This window comes from Corynebacterium sp. HMSC074C01 (assembly GCF_001814605.1).
Lineage (GTDB): Bacteria > Actinomycetota > Actinomycetes > Mycobacteriales > Mycobacteriaceae > Corynebacterium.
Genome location: NZ_KV817269.1, coordinates 1 through 25,292 on the forward strand (window position 1 = coordinate 1; position 25,292 = coordinate 25,292).

Consider the following 25,292-nt stretch of genomic DNA (forward strand, 5'->3'; position numbering starts at 1 on the left):
CCGGACAAGCCAGGCAACCCGGACAAGCCAGGCACCTCGACCATCCCGAACCTCAGCAGCCTGTGGCCGCTCATCCCGCTGGTGATTATCCCGCCGGCATTGGCCCACTTCTTTAAGCTTCCGCACCTTCCGGAGCTGCCGACGAAGCCGGCCAAGCCAGTTGAGCCGCTGAAGCCTGAGGAGCCGAAGGCACCAGAGGCACCGAGCGAGGAAGCACAGCCGACGGCCGAGCAGACCCCGAGTGCTCAGCCGAGCCAGGGCAGCCAGCCAAGCGCGACCACGAGCACCCCGGCCTCTTCCAAGAGCACCTCGTCTGGCAAGCTTGCCAACACCGGTGCTAACGTCCTGGGCCTCATTGGTGTGGCGCTGGCACTCATCGCTGGTGCAGCTCTGATTCTGCGTCCTAGCCGCCGCAAGGACTCCTAAACGCTAGGTGTCCGCAGGGGCCCTTCCGGCCCCACGGCAGTGGTTGAGTAGACCACGAGTAAACGCCCGAGCAATAGCTCGGGCGTTTCTTTTTGATCAATTGCACTGCGGCAGTCGAAAAGCATTTTCGAAATTCGGGGTCATATCGAGTTAGGTCTGTCTGCTTTCGGCGTGAAGCACCACTCGACCCGAGGTGAGCAAGATTGGGGAGCTCGCTGTCCAGCTCAACGACTCTCTTAGTGCTGCCGTGGGTTCTGCCGCGATCGTCGGCAGCTGGGGCGTCATCGTGGTCGAACGCGCTGGTGGATGCGAAGACCGCTTAGAGGTTTCGCCACAGCTTTATCTCCTCGCGCAGTTCTGCCCAACATTTCGTGGATTTTCTGAGAAGAGATTCTTATGCGTGTCTCCCTTCGCGCTCACCAGGAGCCTGAATCGCTGACCACGGGCGTTCCCGGTGAGCGCCAAGGGCGAGTAGGGGAAAGCGAGGGGCGGTGGGGTGAGTGTGAAGGGCGATTGGGTGAGCGCGAAGGGCTGTTTGGTGAAAGGGGCATAGGCGCGCAGCGCGGCTGTAGTGCTCTGGTAGGGGAGGCAACCCGGGTTACACAAGCAAGAAAAGGCCCCGGCCACCACACTCGCTGTGAGTTCGTGGTGGCCGGGGCCTTGCTCGGCGCTGCGCAGTGTGCCAGCGCCTGTGGCGTTAAGCGCCTTTAGATGTCGAAGGCTTCCTCGAGCAGGTTCTTCTGCTCAATCTGGTGAACCTTCGCGTTACCGGTCGCAGTCGAGGACTGCGAGCGGCGGGATACGCGGGCCATCTCCGGCATGTCCGGGATGAGGTCGCGCAGGTGCTCGTTGTAGAACGGCCACGGGCCCTGGTTAGCCGGCTCGTCCTGCACGAAGCGAATCTGCGTTGCGTTCGGGTAAGCCTCGAAAGCCTCACGCAGGCGGTTGAACGGAATCGGGTGGAGCATCTCCACGCGCACGATGGCGATGTCATCGCGGCCATCGGCTTCCTTCTTCTTAGCCAGTTCCCAGTAGAGCTTGCCGGAGACCAGCATGATGGTCTTGACCTTGTCGGTGTCGCCGACCTTCTTGCCGTTGAGGTCCACGAAGTTCGGGTCGTTGATAACGGACTGGAACTTCTTGACCTCAGTGAAGTCCGCCACGGAGGAGGTCGCGGCCTTGTTACGCAGCATGGACTTCGGGGTGAAGACCACCAGCGGGCGCTTCATCTCACCGAGGGCCTGGCGGCGCAGCAGGTGGAAGTGGTTAGCCGGAGTGGAAGGCTGGGCCACCGTCATGGAACCCTCAGCACACAGCTGCAGGAAGCGCTCGATGCGGGCGGAGGAGTGGTCCGGGCCCTGGCCCTCGTAGCCGTGCGGCAGCAGCAGGATCAGGCTGGAGAGCTGACCCCACTTGGCCTCACCGGAGGAGACGTACTCATCGATGATGGTCTGCGCACCGTTGGCGAAGTCACCGAACTGTGCCTCCCAAGCCACGACAGCATCCGGGTTGCCCACGGTGTAGCCGTATTCGAAGCCCATGCCAGCGAACTCGGTCAGGGCCGAGTTGTAGACCATGAACTTACCGCCATTGCCCTTGGACGCGGCCAGGTGAGCAACCGGGTTGTGCTCCTCACCCGTGCGCGGGTCGAAGGCCACGGCGTGACGCTGGGTGAAGGTACCGCGGCGGGAATCCTCACCGGCCAGGCGCACAACCTTGCCGGAGTTAGCCAGGGAACCGAAGGCGATGAGCTCGCCCCAGCCCCAGTCGATGCCGCCTTCGCGCGAGGACTTCTGGCGGTCCTTGGCCACCTTGGCCACGCGCTTGTGGTACTCGAAACCCTCCGGCGGGGTGCCGTAGGCATCACCGATCTCGGCGAGCTCCTCGGCGGTGATGGAGGTGTCCAGACCACGGGTCAGCTCCTGGGAGGAGGTGATACCAGTCTGCTCCTTCGGGCCAGCCTCTTCAGCCTTCTTGTGGTCGGCGAAGACGGACTCCATCTGGTCGTGGAAGTCGCGTGCAGCTGCCTCTGCCTCTTCATCGGAGAGGTCACCGCGGCCAATGAGCTCTTCGGTGTAGCGCTCACGGACGGACTTGTGGTCGTCGATGATGTCATAAAGCCGCGGCTGAGTCATGGACGGGTCATCAGCCTCGTTGTGGCCGCGTAGGCGGTAGCAGACGAGGTCAATGAAGACGTCCTTGCCGAAGCGACGGCGGTACTCGGTCGCCAGCTTGCCCACCCAGACAACAGCCTCCGGGTTATCGCCGTTGACGTGGAAGACCGGGCAATCGAAGCCCTTAGCCAGGTCGGTGGCGTAGTGGGTGGAGCGGCCGGAATCCGGGGTGGTGGTGAAGCCCACCTGGTTGTTGACCACCACGTGGACGGTACCGCCGGTGGTGTAGCCACGCAGCTGGGAAAGGTTGATGGTCTCTTGGACCACACCCAGGCCAGTGAAGGATGCATCGCCGTGGAGCATGATCGGCACAACAGTGTGGCCCTCGGCGCCCTTGTCCAGGATGTCCTGCTTGGCGCGTGCGATACCTTCCATGACCGGGTCGACGGCCTCGAGGTGAGACGGGTTAGCGGCCAGGGTGACCTTGATTTCACCGTCACCGAACATCTGAAGGTGCTCGCCCTCTGCGCCCAGGTGGTACTTCACGTCACCGGAGCCGCCCATCTGGCCGCCCTTGTAGTTGCCGTCGAACTCGCCGAAGATATCCGCCAACGGCTTGCCCACGATGTTGAAGAGAACATTCAGGCGGCCGCGGTGCGGCATGCCGATGACAACTTCGTCGAGGTCCTGGCCAGCGGCGGTGTCCACGATGGAGTCCAGCAGGGCGATGAGGGACTCAGCGCCCTCCAGGGAGAAGCGCTTCTGGCCCACGTACTTGGTCTGCAGGAAGTTCTCAAAGGCCTCAGCGGCGTTGACCTTCTGCAGGATGTACTTCTGCTCCGAGTTGGTCGGCTTCGGCATACCGGCCTCAATCTGCTCCTGCAGCCAGCCGCGCTCATCGCGGTCGAGGATGTGGGCGTACTCGGAGCCAACCTTGAGGGTGTAGGCGGAGCGCAGGCGGGTAACCACCTCGCGCAGCGTCATGGTCTCCTTGCCACCGAAACCACCGACGTTGAAGGTGCGGTCCAGATCCCAGATGGTCAGGCCGTGGGTAGCCAGGTCCAAGTCGCGGTGATCCGGCCAGGGCAGGCCCGGCTGCTTCCAACCCAGCGGGTTGATGTCCGCCAGCAGGTGGCCACGGGAGCGGTAGGCCTCGATGTACTGCATGACGCGCGTGTTCTTGTCGACGCCCGTGTTGGGGACGTCGGCAGCCCAGCGGAAGGGCTGGTAGGGAACACCCATGGACTCGAAGAGCTCGTCCCAGAAGGCATCATCCAGAATCAGCTGGCCCACGGTGCGCAGGAATTCACCGGATTCCGCGCCCTGAATGACGCGGTGGTCATAGGTGGAGGTCAGGGTAACCAGGCGGCCGACGCCGAGGTCTGCCAGGCGGTCAGCGGAGGTGCCGGCGAACTCGGCCGGGTAGTCCATGGAGCCCACGCCGATGATGGAGCCGGAGCCCTTGGTCAGGCGGGCGATGGAGTGGCGGGTGCCGATGCCACCCGGGTTGGTCAGGTTGATGGTGACGCCGGAGAAATCATCCATCGTCAGCTTGTTCTTGCGGGAGCGGTCAACGATGTCCTGGTAGGCATCGATGAACTCGGAGAAGGTCTTGTTCTCCGCTTCCTTGATGGCAGCGACGACGAGGGCGCGGGAGCCATCCTTCTGCGGAAGGTCGATGGCCAGGCCCAGGTTGACGTGCTCCGGCTGGACAACGGTGGGCTTGCCGTCCTGAAGCTCGTAGCGCACGTTCATATCCGGGTGGATCTGAACGGCCTTGACCAGCGCGTAGCCCAGAATGTGGGTGAAGGAGATCTTGCCGCCGCGGGTGCGCTTGAGGTGATCGTTGATCATCGCGCGGTTTTCCCACATGAGCTTGACCGGGATGTCACGCACGGTGGTAGCGGTGGGGATCTCCAGGGACTCGTCCATGTTCTTGGCGATTGCCTTGAACATACCCTTGAGTACGCGGGAGCCCGGCTCCGGTGCTTCCTTGATTCGGTCCAGCGGGGACTCGGACTTCTTCTCCGTCTTCTTCGCAGCCTTCGCGGGTGCGGAGGAAGCCTTCTCCTCAGCCTGGTTCTTCTTCGGTGCAGCCTGTGCCGCGCTCTTCCTCTGGGTGGGGGTGCTGGATTGAGCGTTCGCAGCCTTGGACTGTGCGGCCGCCTTCGGTGCTCCGTTGGCCTCAAAGTACTCGCGCCACTCCTTGTCTACGGAGTTCGGGTCCTTGGAGTACTGCTGAAACTGTTCGTCAATCAGCCACGCATTCGGGCCATAGATGCTCGAGTTGCTCACGGCAGATGCTCGCCTCTTTCTGTGCTTCTAAGTTTGTCTTTATTCGACTCTAGTAGGCCAATCCACGGGTGCGAAAGGCACCCCGAAAAGTGTCTCCCCTTATGATACGGCCCTTGTAAGTTTGCCCACTATCCCGGGCGGGTTTCCCGCCTTTTACTCCCCCTGCAGGGGGGAGAGCTGGGTTCCGGCATGGTCAATAACTTGGCGGCCCAATTTACGGTTGGCGGTTGTTCCCAGCACCGCGCCTACACCCATTGGCAGCAGTTTGGATACCCATGCCCACTTGAGCTTCTTGGTGGCCTGCTTCATAAACAGCTTGGTCAGGCGTCCGTTGAGGCCGCTGAGGGTCGGACCGGAAAAACGCGAGAGGGTAGCAGCGGAGGTGACGCCAGACAGCGAGGTTGCATCCCCCACAAAGGTATCGACCAGCGCGCTGCCCTGGGAGCCGGTGAGTACCACCAAGACCAGCGCGCGGCGGCGCTCCTTATCCCGGATGTTGTCACCGCGCAGGTGCGCGGAGGCGAGGATGTACCAGGCGGCGGCTTCGAGGAAGACCAGGGATTCCGCGCCGATAATGGCCGCGCCGGTGACCAGACCGATGCCAGGGATAGCCGCGGAGGCGCCTGCGGCAGCACCGGTTCCGGTGATGATGTTCATGAAGTGCTTGTCAATGAGCTCTTGTAACTCTGCCGGGCTGGCGTCGGGGTTACGCTTCTTTACGCCCTCGACATAGTTGATGATGACGGAGGATTGGACAGAAACGATTTTGTCGATGGCCCCCAGGAATCCCTTAGTAATGCGGTTGGCCTCGTCTACCTCTAAGGTGCCCACGCCCTCTGCGGGGCCGGCTTGATCGACCAATCCTTCCCGGCGACTAACTGCTTTGCCTTTGTCGTCCTTGCCAAAGACCTTGTCCAACATTGTCTCACCTAACTTCTTTACTAAAACTGCGTGTGAATTTGAACAGTATGTTTACCACCGTATCGAAAACGTTTTATTCAGCGCGCCAGCAGGTTAGCGCATTAGGGTATGAGGCATGAGCGAGTTTGAGCCTTCCCCCTCGTGTGAGGTCAGCGCAGCTGCAGCGCGCTTGCTTGCCGAATCCCTGCATGCCCGTGCCCGCGCCGCGCAGGAGGCGGCACGCACCGCGCTTGCCGACGATCTCACGGTGCTCACCACAGGAGGTTGGGTGCGCGGTTGCATCGAGGAGGACTTGCGTCCGGACCGCCCGATTTCCGCGCCGGTGCGCTCGTGGCGCGGTATCCCTTTTGGCGCGGATACCTCGGGTGCCAACCGTTTCATGGAGCCGCGGCCTGCCCCGGCCTGGGAAGGAATCCGAGATTGCCGCGAGTTCGGACACGTGGCCCCGCAGCCGGTGTACTCCTGGACCGACCGCATCGAGGGCTCAGAAGATTGCCTGACCCTCGATGTTGTCCGGCCGCACCATTCGGGTTCGCCCGATACATCATCGGGTTCTAAGGCAGGGGAGAAGCTGCCCGTCGTGGTGTATTTGCATGGCGGCAGTTTCATTGTGGGTTCTTCCCACATGCTGATGCTGCGCGGCTTCGAGTTCGCAGCCCAGATGGACGTTGTCTATGTTTCGGTGAACTTCCGGTTGGGCGCCTTGGGCTATCTCGACGTCCGCAGTCTTGGCGGTGCGGCTTGCGCCAACCCGGCTGTGGCAGATCAGGTCTTAGCGTTGGAGTGGGTGCGCGAGAACATCGCGGCCTTCGGCGGGGACCCAGATAACGTCACGCTCATGGGGGAATCCGCCGGCGGCGCGGCGGTCCTGACACTCATGGCGGTGCCGCGCGCCGAGGGTCTGTTTCACCGCGCGATTGCGCAGTCACCGCCGATAGGCATGATTCATTCGCGGGCGCAGTCGGTGTTTTGGGCCCGCGAGCTGGTTCACAAGATGGCCTTGCCGCGCGATACCACCGCGGATGACCTGCGTCGGGAGGATTTCGCGGACTTGGTGCGCTCCGGTCAGTCCATGATGTGGCGCGCGGGCGAGTTGCTGTACCTGAACTCCTGCTACGCGCCGACTGTCGACGGTGACCTCATCCCGCAACATCCCATCGAAGCCTTTGAGGACGGCAACCAACACCCGGTGCCGCTGCTGGTGGGAACCAACTCCGGTGAGGCCAGCTTTGGAAAGTTCCTCTTCCAACGCCAGAGTGCCCGGGAGCGCGCGGCCCTGCGGCTTTTGGCCTCTTTTGATCCGGAGAGCGCACCGGACGTCATTGCGGCCTACGGCGGTGCGGTCTCGCGCCGCGACTTTGGGGACCTGCTTACCGACGCCCTCTTCTGGGCCCCCACCGTCCGCGTGGCCTCCGAACACGCGCGGCGCTATCCGACGTGGATGTACCGCTTCGACTTCGCGCCGGCAGCACTGCGCTGGTTGGGCTTGGGGGCGATGCATTCGATGGAGCTCTCCAATATCTTTGGCGATCCGGGAGCATCGCGCGTCTCCTTCCTGAACAGCATTGCCAAGCCCGCCGAAATGGAGGAGGTGACCGAGACCATGCAGGCGCAGTGGGGCGAGTTCATTCGGGACGGCGCACCTCTAGAAAACTGGCCGCAATATCGCGCCCCGCAGCGCTCGACCATGGTTTTCGATGTGGAGCCGCGCGTGGAGGAGGCGCCGATGGAGGGGCGTCGCCAAGCATGGGAGGCCTACGACATGTTGGAGTGGGGCACCGGGCGTCCGGAGATTCTGAAGGAACTGGGATTCCTGCTCGATGAGGAGAGCTATTGACGGGGATCGCAGGTAAGATGTGTGGGGCCTTGGCAGCAGCCCGGGTGAGACTCCCACATGGACGGATGTTAATCACATGAGCTTTTTTGAAGATATCGCCTCTGCGCTGGACGGGGAGGGCATTGAGTCCCGCGTCAACGACGATGTGATGTTCGTGCCCATCACCTCCGATTTGGAAATCCAGTTTGTGGAAATTGACCCCATCCTGCCGGCGGCCAACGTTTACATTGCCGCAGCCGATGTGGATGAAGACGATGAAGACTTCGAGGCCGTTTTAGTTTCCGTGGCGTTCTCTGTAGAGGATGCAGTCGAGGCTGTGTCGCGTCACATCGCCACCGACCAGGTGGTGACGGTGCTGCGTGACCTGCTGGAGGGCACCGATGAACGCATCGCTGAGTTGGAGTTTCTCCAGGATGAGTTCAACCCGAACCTCGTCGTGGCGGAGGTGGCCAACGACTCGGAGCTGCGCGTGCTGGTGGAAACCATCGACGGTGTCCCGAGCGCAATCGTGCGTTTCCTCTCCTTCGACTTCGATGAGGAAGAGCTCGATGAGCTAGAGGATGAGGCAATCAGCAAGCTCTGGGAGATCGGTACCCCGGAGGACATGAGCGAGGAAGAGCGCGTTGCCATCTTCGGTGATGCGGAAGACGAGGAGGGCGGGCTAGCCCCCATCATCGAGGTTCCCGCCGAGGCTCTCGAACTGGGCACCTACACCGACTTCGACCGTCTCTTTGACGTGCTGAGCCTGGTTTCTGATCAAGCCCTGGACTGGGAAGCCCAGCTGGTTAGCATCGATGACTCCGACTTCGACGAGCCCGAGGTCTATGACATCTTCGGCGCCGATGACGATGACGATGATGACGTTCTCTTCGACGACGTTGATGACGATGACGATGATTACGACGAGGACGAAACAGAGGACGCCGATAGCGACGGTGACTCCGGGGACTAAAAGCTCCCAGGGTAGGGTAAGTGCGTACTTTTCCCTACGTTAATGAGGAGCGACGAAAACACATGCCGGACAAGAAGGCATCTCGGAGTCAACGTCTGTGTGTTGGCTCCGCACTAGTGTGCGCGGCTCTGGCCTGGGTCCTGTCGCTGAATTCGAACTACGGTAGCGGGGACTATGTTTTTGGCTCCGTGCTCTCCAGCAGTGTGTGGTGCCTGACCCTGCTCGGCGCCCTTCTCTTCCTTGCCGCACAGTGGCGTTCTTTGGGTCATCACGCATTGCTTAACCCGTTGCTGGCGGTGGCAGTGAACCTTGTGTTCTCCTCGTTGATCTTTAACGTGAATATTCCCTTGTACCTGGACATGATGGGCACGGCATTCGTGGCAATTGTCTACGGACCCGTCTTGGGGATGGGAACGGCGCTCTTGACTGCGTGCTTGGCCAGCATCAACAACCCGCTGCTTTTGGTGTACCTCCCGGTGGCCGTGGTGGTGGCCTACCTATTTGGTTGGCTGGCACGTCGTGGTGCCTTTAAGCGGATGTTGGTCATGATGCTCACCGGCGCCGGTGTGGGTGTAGTCGCCGGGCTATTGACCACGATGTGTACCTTGCTCCTGCCCAGTGAGTATGGGCAAAGCGGACCCATCAAGCTCATGGCGCTGTGGGAGCTAATTTTGCATGACGGGCGCCTGGCGGTTCTTTTGCAGAGTCTGAGCTCCGACGTGATTGATAAGACATTCACGGCCCTCGTCGTCTGCGTAGCTATTCGCTTGGCGCCGCAGCCCATCCTCCGTCTATATGACTACCCGGAGACACGCCGATCCCGTGCCCGTGTCTTAACGGAGGACAGGTTCTCGATTTCTCTTGATGAGGAACCACCCCGCAACCTCTTGGGCCGGATGCAGCGCTACTTCTAAAAGATTCACGAGCTTTAAAAGCTGCGCAGTTCCACCCACTCGGAACACACCCACATGGGACAGGAGCTAAGTAGGTACTAGGCAGCCTGGCTGAATCCTTCGAAGAGGGAGAGCGGTGAATGCACCGGGGTATAGGTGCTATCCACCAGCCACACAAACGTCGCCGCACTGCTGCTGGATATCTCATGCACCGCGGAGACAAGCTCCTCTGGGACCAGTGCCCGCACCCAGGCTTCCGCTAACGAGGGCGCGACGGGACGTCCGGTCGGATCGGTGATGCGCACGGTAATGAGATAAGCAGGCACGCGCTTTTCTCCATAGCCCAGCACACGGGCCTTAGCCCGCTCGCCCACGCGGTGGCGTGAAACAGTAAACGTCAGCGGTAGCGATTCGCCGCCCTCTATGTCCACTGGTGGCAACACCTTCGATGGTGGACGCCACTGCGGCGTGGGCCGCGCGAGCGAGCGTGGGTGGCGGATGATGCTCTCGATGGAGCGAAGCGTTTCATGGTGGTGGTAGAGGATCTCCGCGGTGAGCTCACCGGGGCTGAGCGTGGACGGGGACTGAACGGATTGGTAAATGCTGCTGTAGTTCTTCATGGCCCACACACTAGAAAACCGAGCGGACATTCCCTCCACGAGTATCGAACACGTGTGCGACGATTTGGCGGAGTGGGATACAGTGAGTGGCGATATGAAAAATAATGCTGCGCCGCAGGTTAAAATCCCGCGGGAAATTTGGGTCATGGTCACCGCCGGGTTCATCATTGCCTTGGGGTACGGACTCATTGCACCGCTGCTGCCGCAGTTCATCGTCAGCTTCGACGTCTCAATGGCCGCAGCAGGCCTCGTTGTCTCCGTCTTTTCCGCCAGCCGCCTCATCTTCGCTCCGGCCGCTGGGTTCCTCATCGACCGTGTGGGCACGCGCCGCGTCTACGTGACGGGTCTCTTCACCGTTGCGGTGACGACCGGCCTGGTGGGCGTGGCGCAGGAATACTGGCAGATCGTCGCGCTGCGCACTATCGCCGGCATTGGTTCGACGATGTTCACTGTCGCGGCGATGGGGCTCATTGTGCGTCTGGCGCCGCCCAGCATTCGCGGACGGTGTTCGGCCACTTATGCCACGTCTTTCCTGCTTGGTAACGTAATTGGCCCGCTCGTGGGCGCAAGCCTCTCCTTCTTAGGATTCCGCTGGCCCTTCTTCATCTACGGCGTCGGCGTGGCCATCGCCGCACTCGTTGTGTGGATCCTTATGCCCTCGGTCAACGAGGCCGATGAACGTCGGCGTCACCTAACACCAATGCGCTTGGAGGAAGCCTGGGCGGATACTGCATACCGCGCAGTGCTGACGTCGAACTTCGCCCAGGGCTGGATCAACATGGGCGTGCGCGTGGCGGTCCTCCCGCTGTTCGCGGCCGCCATCTTCGCCAACGGCGCATCCACATCCGGCGTTGCGCTAGCGGCCTTTGCCGCAGGCAACGCCATTGTCTTGCAGTTCTCCGGCTCCTGGTCGGACCGCGTGGGGCGCCGCCCGCTCATCGTTGCGGGGCTCGTGGGTTCCGCTCTGTTCGTGGGCACGCTGGGCTTGGCGACGAACATCGTCTCCCTCCTCATCCTCTCCGCCCTGTCAGGCGCGGCGTCAGGCCTTATTGCCCCCTCACAGCAAGCAGCCGTGGCGGATATCGTCGGCTCGCAGCGCTCGGGCGGCCAGGTGTTATCAACTTTTCAGATGGCTGGTGACTTCGGGCAGATTCTGGGCCCCATCGTCATTGGACTGCTGGCGGATAAGTACGGGTTTGAGACTGCCTTTGGCTTCTGTGCAGTAGTGGCTGCAGTTGGCGTCGTGGCGTGGGTTTTCGGCCGCGACACCTTGGGGGAGAGAACAGGTATTCTGCGCGGCCTGCGCCGCCGCTACCGCCCACGGCGGTAATGGGCAAAAACTGGAAGACTCCGTCGGTAGTTTTCTGACGGAGTCTTCAGGGCTGTTAAGTCCTAGTGGGTGCGGCGCGCTTTCTTGCTACACGCAGCCCATCGCGGGGTGGTGCCAGTTTTGAAGCTACGCTCCCGAAAGCGCGTAAAGCCATAGACGGAAGTTTCAGACCCGTTATCTGGGCGGCTCCACCTCTTTCGGCTTCGCTCACTCGCGGCTCCCATAACCGTCCTCCACACTTCCGCACCAAGGCATTAGAGACTGAACTTTTCTTAATCTGCTAAGGAAATCTTAAAGTGGGTTAGTTGGGGGTGTCAACTTCATTATTTATATTTATGTGAGACTTAAGCCACAGTGCGTCCAGCGGCATAAAGCTGTTTAGGCATGTCACGGCGAAGGCTCCACTCAAACTGGATGGGCTTCTCGCCCCTATGCGTAACGTAGTCGACATTGCCGAGGAAGGTGTATGCCGATGCAGTGTCCACCTTGTTCCTCTTGTTGAAGCGCGTAGCAATGATGATGTTGCCGTTGAGCTCATGATGGTGGATGTAGCGCCGTGCCATCGCGGACTTGAGTGACGTGGTGGATTGGGATTCCCAGTGCAAGCGATCCGGTGCCAGTGGGTAGTCGCGGTAGTTTGTGGAAGCACTGACACTCTCGTCTTTTTGGAAGGTGACCAGGAAGAGGTCGGTGTTTGATGCGTCGAAGCGCCGTACACCTTCGCGCGGCAGATTTGCCAATTTGCGCAACGGGCCATCGTCCAAAGCTCCAACGAGCTCGGCAAGACTGTAGTCGGCGTGAGTTTCCAAGACGCTGTTCGTTGACTTCTCTGGAATGACGCGGGAGCGGTCGAGCGTGAGCTGCATGATCTGCGTTACCTCAGCGATGAAGGAAGGGCAGGCACGGATGATGCGCAGGGCCTCATCGAGGGATTCCGGCACCGTCGTATTTGAGTTAGCCCACAGCGCCAACACGAGCATGGTGGCATATCGGGTTTGCTCGGGAGTCATTTCCTTCTCGTTGGGACCGTCCGGAGAAACAAGGAGGCTATAGGCCGCTACGCGGCGAGGGTCATTGATGTGCAACAGTACGCGGATTCGGCTGAGAAGGAATTCTTCGTGCTCGTTTGCGGGGCTGGAGGGCAGTAGCTTTTCGTCGCGCAGCAGCGTGGTCCACGTAATGCCCTTGCGGCGGTAGATATCTTCCACAGGAACACCGGAGCTATTAATGAAACTAGCGAGATCGGTTGTGCCGTAATCAGAAATGAGCGCTCGTATCTTCTTAACGGAGTTACGGGCCAAGCGCTTGATGTTCTTGAGAACGCGCTCGGTCGTTACACGGTCCAAGGTGATGTTGGAGCCCGGCGGAGCAGTGGGGAAACCTTGCTCTACCTCCTTGGCGAGGTTCTTTCCGCGAGCGGCGGTAAGCACCTTGAAGCGCTCTTCGAAATCGAATTCCTCGTGCTGGAGGCCCAAGAAATCAAAGACGGTGCAGGCATTCTTTCCCTCGTGGAGACGCAGACCTCGACCAAGCTGTTGGACGAAAAGCACCGGGCTTTGCGTCGGACGCAGAAGCAGCAGCGTATTGATCGATGGAATGTCCACGCCTTCGTTGAAAATATCGACCGCGAAGATAATCTTGATAGTGCCTTCGCGAAGCTGCTCGATGGCGCGACGACGCTCATCAACGTTGAGCCTGCTGCTGACCGCTAGGGCAGGGATGCCGAAAAGGTTGAACTGCTCCGCCATGTATTCGGCGTGGGCGATGGTCACGCAGAAGCCAAGGGCTTTCATTTCGGAGAGATCGAAGATGCGACGGTTGAGCTCATTGATGATGAACCTGGTGCGCTTCTCTCCGGCCTTGAGATAAAACTCGCTCAGCTCCGAAGCTTGGTAGTCCTTCTTTCCACGGTTCCAGGTTAGGCTCGTCAGGTCGGTATCATCGTCGACTCCGTAGTAGTGCAACGGTGCGAGGAGCTGGAGGCGCAACGCATCCCAGAGGCGAAGCTCATGGGCCACGCGGTAGTCGAAATACTTCTGGACGTTCTCGCCGTCACCGCGCTCGGGTGTGGCTGTCAGTCCGAGGAGTTCACGTGGTTGCAGGTAGTCCAAAACAGCGCGGTACGTCGCGGCCTCGGCGTGGTGGAACTCATCAATGACGACGACCTCAAAATGGTCTGGCGCAATCTGGGCTAGGCGCTTGCCATGCAGAGACTGGATGCTCGCGAAGACATGGTCCCACTGGGCGGGTTGCTCACCGCTTAGGAGGAGCTCGCCAAAGCCAGCAGTACGAAGAACCTCGCGGTACGTTCGCTGGGCCTGGGTGAGAATTTCGCGCCGGTGGGCAATGAAAAGTAGTCGTGGCCTGCGCCCCAGCTTCTCGCACAGGCGGCGGTAGTCCAATGCGGCCACGACCGTCTTGCCTGTACCGGTGGCGGCAATGAGGAGGTTGCGATGACGATCGTGAACTTCGCGCTCGGACTCTAAAGCTTCGAGCATCTCTTCTTGGTAGGGGTAGGGCTCGACGCGAAGGCCAGATAGCTCGAGCTTTTCGCCGGGCTTTGATTCGAGGAACTTGGCGCTGCCGAGAGCCTCCTTGAGGCGCGCGTAGTCCTTCCCCGGAACAAAGGTTTTGAAGTGATTGTCGTACCAATAGCTATCGAAGGTCTTGATGAACTCCTCAATGATCTCCGGCGTGGAGGAACGAGAGCCCCGGACGTTCCATTCCCAGCCATCAACTAGCGCTGAGCGCGAGAGGTTCGAGCTGCCGATGAAGGCGGTGTCAAAACCAGACTGGCGCCGAAAGAGCCAGGCCTTGGCATGCAAGCGTGTGCTCTTGTGCTCATAGCAAATGCGGACTTCAGCACCGTAGTCTTCCACTAGGCGGCGCACTGCGGCTGCTTCGGTCGCCCCGCAGTACGTCGAGGTGATGACGCGCAGCGGGATCTGGCGATCCCTGAGGTACTCCAATTCATCGCTGATGACCGCAATGCCTGAAGTCTTGATGAAAGCGCACAGTAGATCGACGGAGTCGGCCGTTCGGATCTCGCGGGCAATCTCGACCGACATATTGGTATCGTCCACGCTGTTGGTAAACAAGGCACTGGAGTTGAGCGAGACTTCCGGAAGCTCTGGTGGCTCTTCATGCTCTGATCGATAGATGGCGTAGAGCAGCTGTTCTGCGGAGATGGACTCATCTGCACCAAGATGTTGTGCTAGCGCATTGATGAGGGCAACGCGGTCTTCCGCCTTCGTCATCTCGGTGAGTTTTTGTTCAAGTGCTTTGGCGAAATGCTGGGACACTGCCGCCGCGAACCGCGGGTCTACGTCCTTCTTGGATTCGTGTGCGATGCCCAGTGCAGCAGTGGGGCGAGCCTTCTTTGTTTCTTCGATTCGCTCCTGAATACGAGCGGTGACCGGGGTTTCGTAGATGCCGAAGGGCAGGATGGATTCGGAGCTCATAGGCGCGAAGAAATGAGTTTGACGGCGGGGATGTCTGCGGGAGCCCAGTCGAGTTCCCGTGCCGTGGCAGGGGTTACCCAACGCGTCTCGTCGTGATCACTAAGGGTTAGTTCACCGGACTCGATGCGGCACAGAAACGTCGTAAGCTCGATGGTGGCGAAGTCGTACTCATAGACCGTCGTGGTGACCTCGTCACCAACGGTTGCGGTTACGGAAAGCTCTTCCTTGATCTCACGCGCGAGCGCCTGCTCCGGGGTTTCGCCCGATTCAATTTTGCCACCCGGAAATTCCCACATGCCGGCTAGGGACTTTCCTGCAGCTTTGCGGCAAGCTAGGAATCGATTGCCGTCGACGAAGACGGCTCCGACAACACGAATCGGTGAACTCATGGGCACTAGTATGCCGGCTGGCCCCGGTCTTATCTAGGAATTCGCGGACGTGGTGGCAGAAAAATGCGCCGTCACAATGTCATCAATCAACCGCGCGGCCAGCTTGGCGGTGTGGTTGTCGGTGTCGAAGGTGGGGTTGAGCTCGACGACGTCGACAAGCGCCAGGCGTCCCGAGGCGGCGATGGTGAGTGCGAGTTCCCGGATGGTGTTTAACGGCACGCCGAGGCCGGCGGGGGCGGAGACACCTGGTGCTTGGTCGGCAGGCAGGACATCCAAGTCGATGGAGAGGTGGATGGGCTTGGTGCCGGAGCAGATGCGCGCGACGGTGTCGCGCACCTGGGTGCGGTCCATGTTGAGCAATTCCTCGTCGAGGACGACGGTGACGCCGAGGGCGGCGGCTTCGTCGAAAAGCACCGGCGTGTTGTTGGGGCGGGAGATTCCCAGGACGGAATAGTCGAAGTCCTCGCGGCCCGCCAGGTCAGCAATCTGCTTGAACGGGGTGCCGGAGGTGGGCACGTCCGCGGTGCGGAGATCGAAATGCGCGTCCAAGTTGATGATCTGCAGAGGGCCTAGGGCGCGGAAGGCGCCGCGGTGAGAGCCGAAGGCAGTTTCATGGCCGCCGCCGAGGATGATGGGCAGGTGCCCGGCGCGTGAGAGTGATTCCACTGCGTCGGAGAGGCGCTCGTGGGAGCCCTCCAGGTCGGTGCCTTGGGTGGTGATCGTGCCGGCGTCGTACAGCGGGTGCGTATGGTGCAGCGCCAGGGAACCCAGGGCACCGCGCAGAGCGGCCGGGCCCGCAGCCGCGCCGGGGCGGCCATGGTTGCGCTCAACGCCCTCGTCGGAGGCAAAACCAAGGAGTGCGACGCCGGGTTCTGCCTGGGGCTTGGCGACGTCCAGCGGGCGAACCACGCTGTGCCACCGCGCATGCTCGGGGCCCGGGCCATCGGAGCGGCCGGACCACTCGGGGGCAGGGGAGTAGGCGGGGGCATCAACGGTGTTCATGGTTATCCTTTCGCGTCTGTTCCTTGCGGAGCTGTTCCCTGTGGGGTGCTCGCGGCGGCGGTGCGGCGGCCGGTGAGGTAGAAAATGGCGGTCATCAGGAGGATGAAGATAACGCCCGTGGCCAGTGCCGGACGGTACTGCTCCTGCCACACCATGATGCCAAAAGTGAAGATGATGAAGGCGATGGAGAAGTATTGGCCCCAGGGCCAGAAGGGGACGGTGTATTCCAGACTGGCGCGTTCTTCGGTGGGCATCTGGCGGCGGGAGGCCACGTGGGCCAGGAGGATCATCAGCCACACGTAGATGGTGGCAAAGGTAGCCAGGGAGGCGATGACCTCAAAGACGTTATCCGGGATAAGCGCGTTGAGTCCAGTGCCGATGACCATGACGATGAGCAGGATGATCATGGTCATGACAGGCACACCGCGGGTCTTTTTGGCCATGACCTTCGGTGCGAGGTTCTGGCGTGCTAGGCCGGTAAGGACGTTGCCGGCGCCGAAGAGATCGGCGTTAATGGCGGAAACAGCCGCGGTGATGACGACGATGTTGAGGGCGGCCGCAGCCCAGGTGACGCCCAGGGTGGAGAAGATCTGGACGAAGGGGCTTTCCTCACCGGTGATGCTGCGCCAGGGGTTGATCATGAGGATGACCAGGATGGCTAGGACGTAGAAGAGCAGGATGCGCACCGGGATGGTGTTGACGGCCTTCGGCACGGACTTGGCGGGGTCTTCGGCCTCCGCGCTGGCCACGCCGACGATCTCCGTGCCGCCGAAGGCGAAAAGGACGAGGATGAAGGAGGCGACCATGCCGGAGACGCCGTTGGGGAAGAAGCCGCCATCGTTGACCAGGTTGGCCGGGCCGGTGGTCTCCGCGGTGGAGAGTCCGAAGACGAGCACGGCCACGCCACCTAAGATCATGGCGATGACGGCGCCGACCTTGACGATGGTGAAGGCGAATTCCAGCTCACCGAAGGCCTTGACGGTGGCGAGGTTGGCGCCGCCGACGAGAAGCAGTGTGGCGGCGACCCACACCCATTTGGGCGAGCCGGGGAACCAAAATTGCATGTAGACGCCGATGGCGGTGAGATCCGCGAGGGCCACGATGACCATTTCGAAGGCGAACATCCAGCCGGTGATATAGCCGGCCCAGGGGCCTAGGAAGGTACGGGCGTATTCGGCGAAGGAGCCGGTGACGGGGTGGTGTACGGACATCTCACCGAGTGCGCGCAGGAGGAAGTAGACCACGGCGCCGCCGAGAAGGTAGACCAAGAGCACCGAGGGGCCGGCGGCTTGGATGGCGCCGGCGGAGCCATAGAACAGGCCGGTGCCGATGGCCGAGCCCAAGGCGATGAAGTGCAGGTGCCGGTGTTTCAAGCCGGGGCGCTTGGGGGTGGTTTCTGCCACGGGGTTGCGTCCTCCTCTGTCCCCTGTATGGCGCTTGGTGGTCCTGGCGCCGCGCATTAAGGGGAGTAGTTGGTGCGGGTGGGTCTGGGAGTTACTTTCCTCTAGTTCAGACGTGGGGTCAATTCTGTGGTGGGGGTGGCGCGGTTGGGCGTATGGCGGGGGCCGCATTCTTTGCACGGGGGTGACGTAGGGGACATTTGTTTATGGTGCCGCTAGTATGTGAAGACCTGCGTGTGGCTGTCGCGTGGGCATGGCTTAAAAGCAACCGCCCCTTTCTTGGGTTTGTGCTTGCTTGGCGCGTTCAAGAAGTGAGCGTGTTGTGGCCGTGCTAGTGACGTATAGTTTCCACCACCGTGAGGTAGAACATGAACTCTGAAGACGCAATCGTTGACGCCTTCTACGAGAGTGACGACGATGTCCCCTCCAAGAAGGGCATCTGGCGCCTCTTTGTCTACAGCGCTATTGGCGCTTTCGTATTCTTCTTTCCCATCAGCTATGACGGAAAGAAGTCCATCCCGCTTGACCACATGGTCACCATCATCCGCACCTATGCTGAGGCTTTCGTGCCATGGTTCATCCTGGCGCTGGCGCTTTATGGCACGGTGCGCAGCATCGTGAACAAGAACTGGCGGGAGGGGCCACTGCAGGCGGTTTTCACCGCGCTCAACGTGGTGGGCCTGGTGGTCTCCTTCCTCATGGTCATTGGAACGCTGCCGGGAGTGCTGGCCAACGAGGACATCGTGCCCTTCCTGTGGAATTCCATTGCCACCCCGGTAGGCCTTATCGTGCCGATTGGCGGCGCCTTCCTCGGCCTTCTGATTGGCTATGGCCTCCTAGAATTCGTCGGCGTATTCATGCAGCCCATCATGCGCCCGCTGTGGCGCACGCCGGGGCGCTCCGCCATCGATGCGGTGGCCTCCTTCGTGGGTTCTTACTCGTTGGGAATCCTCATTACTGACCGCGTGTACCAGCGCGGCGGCTACACCGCGCGTGAGGCTTCCATCATTGCGACGGGCTTCTCGACGGTCTCAGCTGCCTTCATGGTGATCGTCGCCAAGCAGCTCGACCTGATGGATATGTGGGGCATCTACTTCGCGGTATCCCTCGTGGTGACCTTCCTGGTTACGGCGATTACCGTGTGGATTCCGCCGCTGAGCAGGATTCCTGATGACTACATCGATGGTGTGGAAGCGGATCCGGAAAAGCCAGTGAAGGGCAATTTCTTTAAGGCAGCGTGGCGTGAGGCGCTGCTGGCGCTGGACCGCGCGCCGTCCTTGGGTGCTGCCATTTGGGACAACCTGCGCGATGGCGTGCGCATGGCGGCGGCGATTGTGCCCTCCATCATGTCCGTGGGCCTGATTGGCTTGTTGCTGGCCAACTTCACCCCGCTCTTCGATTGGTTGGGCTACCTGTTCTATCCATTCGCGTGGCTTGTCCAGCTGCCAGAACCGGAGCTGGCGGGCAAGGCCGCGGCAATGGGCATTGCGGAGATGTTCCTGCCGGCGACAGCTGTGGCGGGTTCTGAGAGCATGGTGCTCAAGTTCGTTATCGGCGTGGTGGCGATTTCCGCCATCATCTTCTTCTCCGCGCTGGTGCCGTGCATCTTGGCCACCAAGATTCCGATCAAGCTGTGGCAGATCGTGGTCATCTGGTTCGAGCGCGTGGTGCTCACCATCATTATTGCGACGCCGATTGCTTTCCTGGTGATTTAGCTGGGACTTAAATGAGGTCTCATTAGAATGTGGGCCCATGAGTACCTCCCGAGTCCCGGCGGCGCGCAACGCGCTGGAGATCCTGCGGTTGCTGTCCACCATCGACGTGCCGATTTCCGCCGCACGCATCCGCAGTGAGCTGGACCTGCCGCGCTCGTCCACCTACCACCTGCTCAAGGAGATGGTGGACGCGGGATTCGTGGTGCACCTGCCGGAAAACCAAACCTATGGTTTGGGGCTCGCCGCCTACTCTATGGCCGCGGCCTATGCCACGCAGCAGCCCCTCGTGAAGGCAACGCAGGGGCACCTGGAACGCATCGCTAGCACTGTGAGCGGCTCGGGGCACCTGTCGCGCTTGGCGGGTTCGGAGATTCTCTACCTCAACGAGGTGCGCGCGCCGGGGGCGCTGTCACTGGTCACAGAGAAGGGGGTGCGGCTGCAAGCCCAGCGCACGGCCTCCGGGCGCGCCATGCTGGCGTTGCTTCCAGAAGCGGAATGGAAGGCGGCATTCTTCCCAGGTTCCTTAGGCTTTGGGGAATATAAAGAAATCCTGCGCCAGGTGCGCGAGCGCGGATGGGCCGAAGAGGTTGAGGTGGTGGCGCGCGGGCAGGCGTCGGTAGGCGTGGCCGTGGTGGACCACGTGGGCAGGCCCGCAGCGGCGCTGGCGGTGACTTTCCCGGTGGGCACTGCCGACGCCACCGACGTCGCACAACAACTGCGCACCGCCGCGCGGCAGGTGGCAGAGAGAATGTACGGGCGCCGCTAAAAGGTAGTGCGCGGGGTATTGGCGCGCCGGGCAGCCTGTTGTACTATGAGCGCAACGCGTAAGGCTGTCGCGCGTATCACTATTTTTCTATTCTTGTGAAAACAAGTACGTATTTCCGTGTGCCTTTTCTTCCCACTCTTGGGTGAGGTCTGGGCTGCGTGACGTCGAAGGAGCCTTACATGTCTAATACTTATCCCTCCACCGTGACCGTGGGAATCGGTGCGCTGAGCATCGAGGAAGTCGTGGCCGTTGCGCGCTATGGCGCGAAGGTGGACATCTCCCAGGACGCCCTGGCGGAAATCGCCTCCACTCGCGAGCGCGTCGAGGAGCTGGCCCAGGACCCGACTCCGGTCTATGGCATCTCCACTGGTTTTGGCGCGCTGGCCCGCCGTCACATTCCGGAGGAAATGCGCGCGCAGCTGCAGCTCTCGCTCGTGCGCTCGCATGCCGCGGGCACGGGCCCGGAGGTTGAGCAAGAGGTTATCCGCGCGCTCATGTTGCTGCGCCTGTCCACCCTGTGTACTGGCCGCACCGGCGTGCGTCCGGTGGTGGCGGAAACCTATGCCGCAGTCCTCAACGCCAATATCCATCCGGTGGTCCGCGAATACGGCTCCCTGGGTTGCTCCGGCGACTTGGCGCCGCTCGCGCACTGCGCACTGGCGCTGCTGGGCGAGGGCGAGGTGCGCGTTGATGGCGGCGAGGTCACTCCGGCTGCCGAGGCCCTGGCTGCAGCGGGTATCGAGCCGCTCAAGCTGCGGGAAAAGGAAGGCCTAGCACTCATTAACGGCACCGATGGCATGCTGGGCCAGCTCTGCCTGGCTATCACCGACTTGCGCGAACTGGCCAAGACCGCCGATATCGCTACCGCGATGACGGTAGAGGGCCTGCTGGGCACGCTGGTGGTCTTCGCTGATGACCTGCAGCAGCTGCGCCCGCATCCGGGCCAGGCGGATGCCGCGGCCAATATCTTGACGGTGGCGGAAGGCTCAGAGATTCTCGTGGCGGCGCTCGAGGACTTCAAGAAGAAGCAGGTCCAGGACGCCTACTCGGTACGCTGCGCGCCGCAGGTGGCCGGCGGTTTCCGCGATACTTTGGCGCACACAGCAACGGTTGCTGAGCGTGAGTTAGCCGCAGCTGTCGACAACCCGGTGGTGGCCAAGGACGGGCGCGTGGTCTCCAACGGCAACTTCCACGGCGCGCCGGTGGCCTACGCGCTGGACTTTTTGGCCATCGTTGTGGCTGACCTGGCTTCCATTTCTGAGCGCCGGACCGACCGCTTCCTCGACGTCGCTCGCAACCGCGGACTCAACGCCTTCCTGGCCGATGATCCGGGCGTGGACTCCGGCCACATGATTGCGCAGTATGCGCAGGCAGGCATTGTCTCTGAGCTCAAGCGCCTGGCCAACCCGTCTTCGGCGGATTCCATTCCGTCTTCGGCGATGCAGGAAGACCACGTCTCCATGGGCTGGTCGGGTGCGCGCAAGCTGCGCAAGGCAGTCGACGGTCTGCAGCGCGTGCTTGCCATCGAAATTCTCACCGCCGCCCGCGCTATTGATATGCGCGAGGGCCAGCCGGCCAAGGGTACCGGCGCGGTCATCGATGCGCTGCGCCAGACCGTCCAGGGGCCGGGCACCGACCGCTACCTCTCCCCGGAGATCGAGGAGACCGTGCGCCTGGTCAAGGAAGGTGCATTGGTGGATGCGGTAGAAGGGGCCGTCGGCACGCTGCGCTAACTCCGCCCCAGCCCCGTGGCATGTGCCATGGGGCCTTCTCTTGCCGTCTTAATTCCAAAAGTGCAGACCTAGAAGTGCAGACCTGCCTGAATGCACTTCCAGGTCTGCACTTTTGGGTTTGGTAGAGGCGGGAAGCGCGGCGCTGCAGTACTGGTCGTGCAACAGTCTTGTATCTGAGACAGCCGGCCCGAAAGAGTGCTAGTTCATGGTCGTGGGTCACAGTAACTTGTTCGGTGTGACGCTGACCAAGCCCTAAAAGGGACAGCCCCGGGGAACCGGCCTTGGGGGTTTGGGAGGGCGTCGAAAAGCACGAGCGAAAGGAAGTCATGTCTGAACCCCGCGAAGTACGCGCCCCGCGCGGAACCGAAATCACCGCCAAGTCTTGGCAGACCGAAGCCCCGCTGCGCATGCTCATGAACAACCTTGACCCCGAGGTTGCCGAACGCCCCGAGGATCTCGTGGTCTACGGCGGCACTGGACGCGCTGCCCGCAGCTGGGAAGCCTTCGATGCCATCGTGGAGTCGCTCAAGGATCTCGAGTCCGACGAGACGCTGCTGGTGCAGTCCGGCAAGCCGGTGGGTATTTGGAAGACCAACGAGTGGGCGCCGCGCGTGCTCATCGCCAACTCCAACCTGGTCGGTGACTGGGCCAATTGGGAGCACTTCCGCAAGCTCGAGGACGAGGGCCTGATGATGTACGGCCAGATGACGGCCGGCTCCTGGATTTACATCGCTACCCAGGGCATCCTGCAGGGTACTTTTGAGACCTTCGCGGCTGTGGCCAAGAAGCGCTTCAACGACACGCTCGCCGGCACCTTCACCCTGACTGGTGGTTGCGGCGGCATGGGCGGCGCGCAGCCGCTGTCCGTTACTTTGAACGGCGGCGCCTGCCTCATCGTCGATGTTGACGAGACCCGACTGAAGCGCCGCCAGTCCAAGCGCTACCTCGATGAGGTCGTCACCGACCTCGACGAGGCCCTCAAGCTGGTGCTCGACGCCAAGGAGAACAAGAAGCCGCTGTCCGTGGGTCTGGTGGGCAATGCCGCCGAGGTCTTCCCGGAGGTGCTGCGCCGCCAGCGCGCCGGTGAGTTCACCGTGGATATCGTTACGGACCAGACCTCCGCGCACGACCCGCTGAGCTACCTGCCCACCGAAATCACCGTCGAGGATTGGCACAACGAGGCCAAGGCGGACCCGACCACCTTCACGAAGAAGGCTCGCGAGGCCATGGCCGCCCAGGTCCAGGCCATGGTGGAATTCCAGGATGAGGGCGCCGAGGTCTTCGACTACGGCAACTCCATCCGCGACGAGGCCCGCAAGGCCGGCTACCAGCGCGCCTTCGAGTTCCCGGGCTTCGTCCCGGCCTACATCCGCCCGCTCTTCTGCGAGGGCCTTGGCCCCTTCCGCTGGGCAGCGCTCTCCGGCGACCCGGAGGACATCAAGGTCACCGACCAGGCACTCAAGGAGCTTTTCCCGGACAACGAGCACCTGCACAACTGGCTTGATGCCGCCGAGGAATACGTGGAGTTCGAGGGCCTGCCGGCGCGTATTTGCTGGCTGGGCTACAACGAGCGCCACAAGGCCGGCCTGCTCTTCAATGACTTGGTCAAGGAAGGCAAGATCAAGGCCCCGATCGTCATCGGCCGTGACCATCTGGACTCCGGCTCCGTGGCCTCCCCGTACCGAGAGACCGAGGCCATGCTCGATGGCACCGACGCCGTGGCTGACTGGCCGCTGCTCAACGCTATGACCGCAGTCTCCTCCGGCGCCACCTGGGTGTCCATCCACCACGGTGGTGGCGTGGGCATGGGCCGCTCCATCCACGCGGGCCAGGTTACCGTCGCCGATGGCACCGAGCTGGCCGCCGCCAAGCTGCGCGCGGTGCTCACCAACGACCCGGGCATGGGCGTTATCCGCCACGTGGATTCCGGTTACACTCGCGCCAAGGAAGTCGCCGACGAGCGCGGCGTGCGTATCCCGATGGAATTCAAGGCCCGCGACTAGACAAGAGAGGAAAAGAAGATCATGTCCACCCTGTTTACTGGAATCTCAGAGCTGCGCACGGTGTCGGAGACAGGCACGCTTGCCGACGCCTCACTCATCGCCAACACCGACGGCACCATCGCCTGGATCGGCCCAGCCTCCGAGGCGCCGGCCGCGGACGAGAAGGTCGACCTTGGCGGCCGCGCAGTTCTGCCGGGCTGGGTGGATTCCCATACCCACATGATCTTCGACGGTGACCGCTCCGCCGAGTTCGAAGCCCGCATGGCGGGCGAGTCTTACCAGGCCGGCGGTATCGCCGTGACCATGGATGCGACCCGCTCGGCGGGGGAGGAGCGCCTGGAAAAGCTCCTGGTGGAGCGCATCACAGCGGCCCGCCGAGGCGGTACAACGACCCTGGAGACCAAGACCGGCTACGGTCTTAATACCGAATCCGAGGTGGAGGCTGCTCGCGTGGCGGCCCGCCACGTCGATGACGTGACTTTCCTCGGCGCGCACCTCGTGCCGCCGGGGGCGGAGGCTGAAACCTACCTCGACGAGGTTGTGGGCCCGATGCTCGACGGCGTGGCCGAGCACGTGCAGTGGATTGACGTCTTCTGCGAGCGCGGTGCATTCGACGAGGAGCAGTCGCGCCGCGTGCTCGAGGCTGGCAAGGCCCGGGGCTTGGGCGTGCGCGTGCACGGCAACCAGCTCGGCGAGGGTCCAGGCGTAGCACTCGCAGTGGAGTTGGGCGCGGCCTCCGTGGATCACGTCAACTACCTCAGTGATGCCGATGTTGAGGCGCTGGCCTCCTCCGAGACGGTGGCCACGCTGCTGCCGGCCTGCGACCTGTCCACGCGTGAGCCGCTGGCGCCTGGCCGCAAGCTTATTGATGCCGGCGCGACCGTCGCCATCGCTTCCAACCTCAACCCGGGCACCTCGTACACGTCCTCGATGAACTTCTGCGTGACCACGGCCGTGCTCCAGCAGCACCTGACTCTCGATGAGGCCATCGCCGCCGGCACGCTGGGTGGTGCCACCGCGCTGCGCCGCCAGGATGTCGGTGAGGGTAAGGACGCGAAGGGCCGCCCGGCCAAGGGCTCGCTGGTGGTCGGCGCTGCCGCGGACCTGCACGTCCTCGATGCCCCGAGCGCTATCCACCTGGCCTACCGCCCGGGCATGCCGATGACGTTCAAGACCTTTGTCGGCGGCCGCGAGGTGTAGGCGCAGATCACGTCTGGCCCGCGTGTTGATTACGTGTGGCCTGCGCGTTGGGCGTGCTAGGGCTAAACCCAGCCGCAAAGGCACCTTTTGAAGGGCACCTTATGAAGGAAACCGCATGCTTTAACCTGGGGTTTTATCTTTCGAAAGCCGCAAATGGTGCCTTTAGTTTGGTGCCTTTGGTCTTTCTCCGAGCCTTGGGATTCGGGGGTTGGGGGGCTGATCCAAAGGTTGCAGA

At 61.9% G+C, this 25,292-nt stretch carries 17 protein-coding genes; 10 read left to right on the plus strand and 7 right to left on the minus strand.

Translation table 11 applies throughout. The annotated features are described in order from the left end of the window. Positions 1 to 426: LPXTG cell wall anchor domain-containing protein (locus HMPREF2978_RS02415; protein WP_143342261.1), on the plus strand; the 426-nt coding region annotated here is incomplete at its 5' end. Positions 427 to 1,133: 707 nt separating this feature from the next. Here HMPREF2978_RS02415 and HMPREF2978_RS02420 read toward each other — a convergent pair. Together HMPREF2978_RS02420 and HMPREF2978_RS02425 are read right to left on the minus strand one after the other, a co-directional pair. Continuing rightward, positions 1,134 to 4,835: a multifunctional oxoglutarate decarboxylase/oxoglutarate dehydrogenase thiamine pyrophosphate-binding subunit/dihydrolipoyllysine-residue succinyltransferase subunit gene (locus HMPREF2978_RS02420; protein ID WP_070528925.1), complete on the minus strand. Its 3,702-nt coding sequence runs from the start codon at positions 4,833 to 4,835 to the stop codon at positions 1,134 to 1,136. A gap of 153 nt (positions 4,836 to 4,988) precedes the next feature. Further along, complete coding sequence (locus tag HMPREF2978_RS02425) at positions 4,989 to 5,756, minus strand: hypothetical protein (RefSeq protein ID WP_070743913.1); 768 nt, start codon at positions 5,754 to 5,756, stop codon at positions 4,989 to 4,991. 115 nt (positions 5,757 to 5,871) lie between these two features. Between HMPREF2978_RS02425 and HMPREF2978_RS02430 the strand changes: the two genes are divergently transcribed. The 3 genes from HMPREF2978_RS02430 to HMPREF2978_RS02440 all read left to right on the plus strand — a co-directional run bounded on the left by HMPREF2978_RS02430 (position 5,872) and on the right by HMPREF2978_RS02440 (position 9,459). After that, positions 5,872 to 7,593 (plus strand): carboxylesterase/lipase family protein, encoded by a 1,722-nt coding sequence (locus HMPREF2978_RS02430; RefSeq protein WP_070743915.1) that lies wholly within the window; start codon positions 5,872 to 5,874, stop codon positions 7,591 to 7,593. Between the two features lie 76 nt (positions 7,594 to 7,669). After that, positions 7,670 to 8,545 (plus strand): DNA primase, encoded by an 876-nt coding sequence (locus HMPREF2978_RS02435; RefSeq protein WP_070528915.1) that lies wholly within the window; start codon positions 7,670 to 7,672, stop codon positions 8,543 to 8,545. Positions 8,546 to 8,607: 62 nt separating this feature from the next. Continuing rightward, positions 8,608 to 9,459 (plus strand): hypothetical protein, encoded by an 852-nt coding sequence (locus HMPREF2978_RS02440; protein WP_070528911.1) that lies wholly within the window; start codon positions 8,608 to 8,610, stop codon positions 9,457 to 9,459. A gap of 77 nt (positions 9,460 to 9,536) precedes the next feature. Here HMPREF2978_RS02440 and HMPREF2978_RS13420 read toward each other — a convergent pair whose 3' ends face one another. Beyond that, positions 9,537 to 10,058, minus strand: a complete 522-nt coding sequence (locus tag HMPREF2978_RS13420; protein ID WP_246818715.1) for a hypothetical protein — start codon at positions 10,056 to 10,058, stop codon at positions 9,537 to 9,539. A 94-nt stretch (positions 10,059 to 10,152) separates the two neighbouring features. Here HMPREF2978_RS13420 and HMPREF2978_RS02450 point away from each other — a divergent pair, with 94 nt between their 5' ends. After that, on the plus strand, positions 10,153 to 11,388 hold the full coding sequence (locus HMPREF2978_RS02450; protein WP_070529501.1) for an MFS transporter: 1,236 nt from the start codon (positions 10,153 to 10,155) through the stop codon (positions 11,386 to 11,388). A gap of 344 nt (positions 11,389 to 11,732) precedes the next feature. Here the strand turns inward: HMPREF2978_RS02450 and HMPREF2978_RS02455 are convergent, their stop codons facing one another. Genes HMPREF2978_RS02455 through HMPREF2978_RS02470 form a run of 4 tightly spaced genes read right to left on the minus strand, consistent with a single transcriptional unit; the run spans position 11,733 to position 17,643 of the window. Then, positions 11,733 to 14,849, minus strand: a complete 3,117-nt coding sequence (locus HMPREF2978_RS02455) for a DUF3427 domain-containing protein (RefSeq protein WP_070743917.1) — start codon at positions 14,847 to 14,849, stop codon at positions 11,733 to 11,735. Then, entirely contained in the window at positions 14,846 to 15,238 is a 393-nt protein-coding gene (locus HMPREF2978_RS02460) for a (deoxy)nucleoside triphosphate pyrophosphohydrolase (RefSeq protein WP_070528905.1), read from the minus strand. The genes HMPREF2978_RS02455 and HMPREF2978_RS02460 overlap by 4 nt, the downstream gene beginning before the upstream one ends. Before the next feature lie 33 nt (positions 15,239 to 15,271). Next, positions 15,272 to 16,240, minus strand: coding sequence for a formimidoylglutamase (gene hutG / locus HMPREF2978_RS02465; protein ID WP_070743919.1), 969 nt, complete (start codon positions 16,238 to 16,240; stop codon positions 15,272 to 15,274). Positions 16,241 to 16,242: 2 nt separating this feature from the next. Next, positions 16,243 to 17,643, minus strand: a complete 1,401-nt coding sequence (locus HMPREF2978_RS02470) for an amino acid permease (protein ID WP_070743921.1) — start codon at positions 17,641 to 17,643, stop codon at positions 16,243 to 16,245. Positions 17,644 to 18,008: 365 nt separating this feature from the next. Here HMPREF2978_RS02470 and HMPREF2978_RS02475 point away from each other — a divergent pair, with 365 nt between their 5' ends. The 5 genes from HMPREF2978_RS02475 to hutI all read left to right on the plus strand — a co-directional run bounded on the left by HMPREF2978_RS02475 (position 18,009) and on the right by hutI (position 25,057). Continuing rightward, positions 18,009 to 19,355, plus strand: coding sequence for a YjiH family protein (locus HMPREF2978_RS02475; RefSeq protein ID WP_070743923.1), 1,347 nt, complete (start codon positions 18,009 to 18,011; stop codon positions 19,353 to 19,355). Positions 19,356 to 19,392: 37 nt separating this feature from the next. Further along, positions 19,393 to 20,121, plus strand: coding sequence for an IclR family transcriptional regulator (locus HMPREF2978_RS02480; protein ID WP_070743925.1), 729 nt, complete (start codon positions 19,393 to 19,395; stop codon positions 20,119 to 20,121). A 179-nt stretch (positions 20,122 to 20,300) separates the two neighbouring features. Next, on the plus strand, positions 20,301 to 21,854 hold the full coding sequence (gene hutH / locus HMPREF2978_RS02485; RefSeq protein ID WP_070743927.1) for a histidine ammonia-lyase: 1,554 nt from the start codon (positions 20,301 to 20,303) through the stop codon (positions 21,852 to 21,854). Positions 21,855 to 22,180: 326 nt separating this feature from the next. Further along, on the plus strand, positions 22,181 to 23,857 hold the full coding sequence (gene hutU / locus HMPREF2978_RS02490) for a urocanate hydratase (RefSeq protein WP_070528883.1): 1,677 nt from the start codon (positions 22,181 to 22,183) through the stop codon (positions 23,855 to 23,857). Between the two features lie 21 nt (positions 23,858 to 23,878). Next, a complete protein-coding gene (gene hutI / locus HMPREF2978_RS02495; protein WP_070528880.1) occupies positions 23,879 to 25,057 on the plus strand; it encodes an imidazolonepropionase in 1,179 nt (392 codons plus the stop codon). Positions 25,058 to 25,292: the final 235 nt, after the last annotated feature.

Excerpts from the sequence above, each read along its gene's own strand:
- HMPREF2978_RS02430 (WP_070743915.1), top strand. The coding sequence starts at position 5,872 with ATGAGCGAGTTTGAGCCTTCCCCCTCGTGTGAGGTCAGCGCAGCTGCA.
- HMPREF2978_RS02460 (WP_070528905.1), bottom strand. The coding sequence starts at position 15,238 with ATGAGTTCACCGATTCGTGTTGTCGGAGCCGTCTTCGTCGACGGCAAT.
- HMPREF2978_RS02450 (WP_070529501.1), top strand. The coding sequence starts at position 10,153 with ATGAAAAATAATGCTGCGCCGCAGGTTAAAATCCCGCGGGAAATTTGG.
- HMPREF2978_RS02435 (WP_070528915.1), top strand. The coding sequence starts at position 7,670 with ATGAGCTTTTTTGAAGATATCGCCTCTGCGCTGGACGGGGAGGGCATT.
- HMPREF2978_RS02480 (WP_070743925.1), top strand. The coding sequence starts at position 19,393 with ATGAGTACCTCCCGAGTCCCGGCGGCGCGCAACGCGCTGGAGATCCTG.
- HMPREF2978_RS02425 (WP_070743913.1), bottom strand. The coding sequence starts at position 5,756 with ATGTTGGACAAGGTCTTTGGCAAGGACGACAAAGGCAAAGCAGTTAGT.
- hutI (WP_070528880.1), top strand. The coding sequence starts at position 23,879 with ATGTCCACCCTGTTTACTGGAATCTCAGAGCTGCGCACGGTGTCGGAG.
- HMPREF2978_RS02455 (WP_070743917.1), bottom strand. The coding sequence starts at position 14,849 with ATGAGCTCCGAATCCATCCTGCCCTTCGGCATCTACGAAACCCCGGTC.
- HMPREF2978_RS02475 (WP_070743923.1), top strand. The coding sequence starts at position 18,009 with ATGAACTCTGAAGACGCAATCGTTGACGCCTTCTACGAGAGTGACGAC.
- HMPREF2978_RS02440 (WP_070528911.1), top strand. The coding sequence starts at position 8,608 with ATGCCGGACAAGAAGGCATCTCGGAGTCAACGTCTGTGTGTTGGCTCC.
- hutH (WP_070743927.1), top strand. The coding sequence starts at position 20,301 with ATGTCTAATACTTATCCCTCCACCGTGACCGTGGGAATCGGTGCGCTG.
- hutU (WP_070528883.1), top strand. The coding sequence starts at position 22,181 with ATGTCTGAACCCCGCGAAGTACGCGCCCCGCGCGGAACCGAAATCACC.
- hutG (WP_070743919.1), bottom strand. The coding sequence starts at position 16,240 with ATGAACACCGTTGATGCCCCCGCCTACTCCCCTGCCCCCGAGTGGTCC.
- HMPREF2978_RS13420 (WP_246818715.1), bottom strand. The coding sequence starts at position 10,058 with ATGAAGAACTACAGCAGCATTTACCAATCCGTTCAGTCCCCGTCCACG.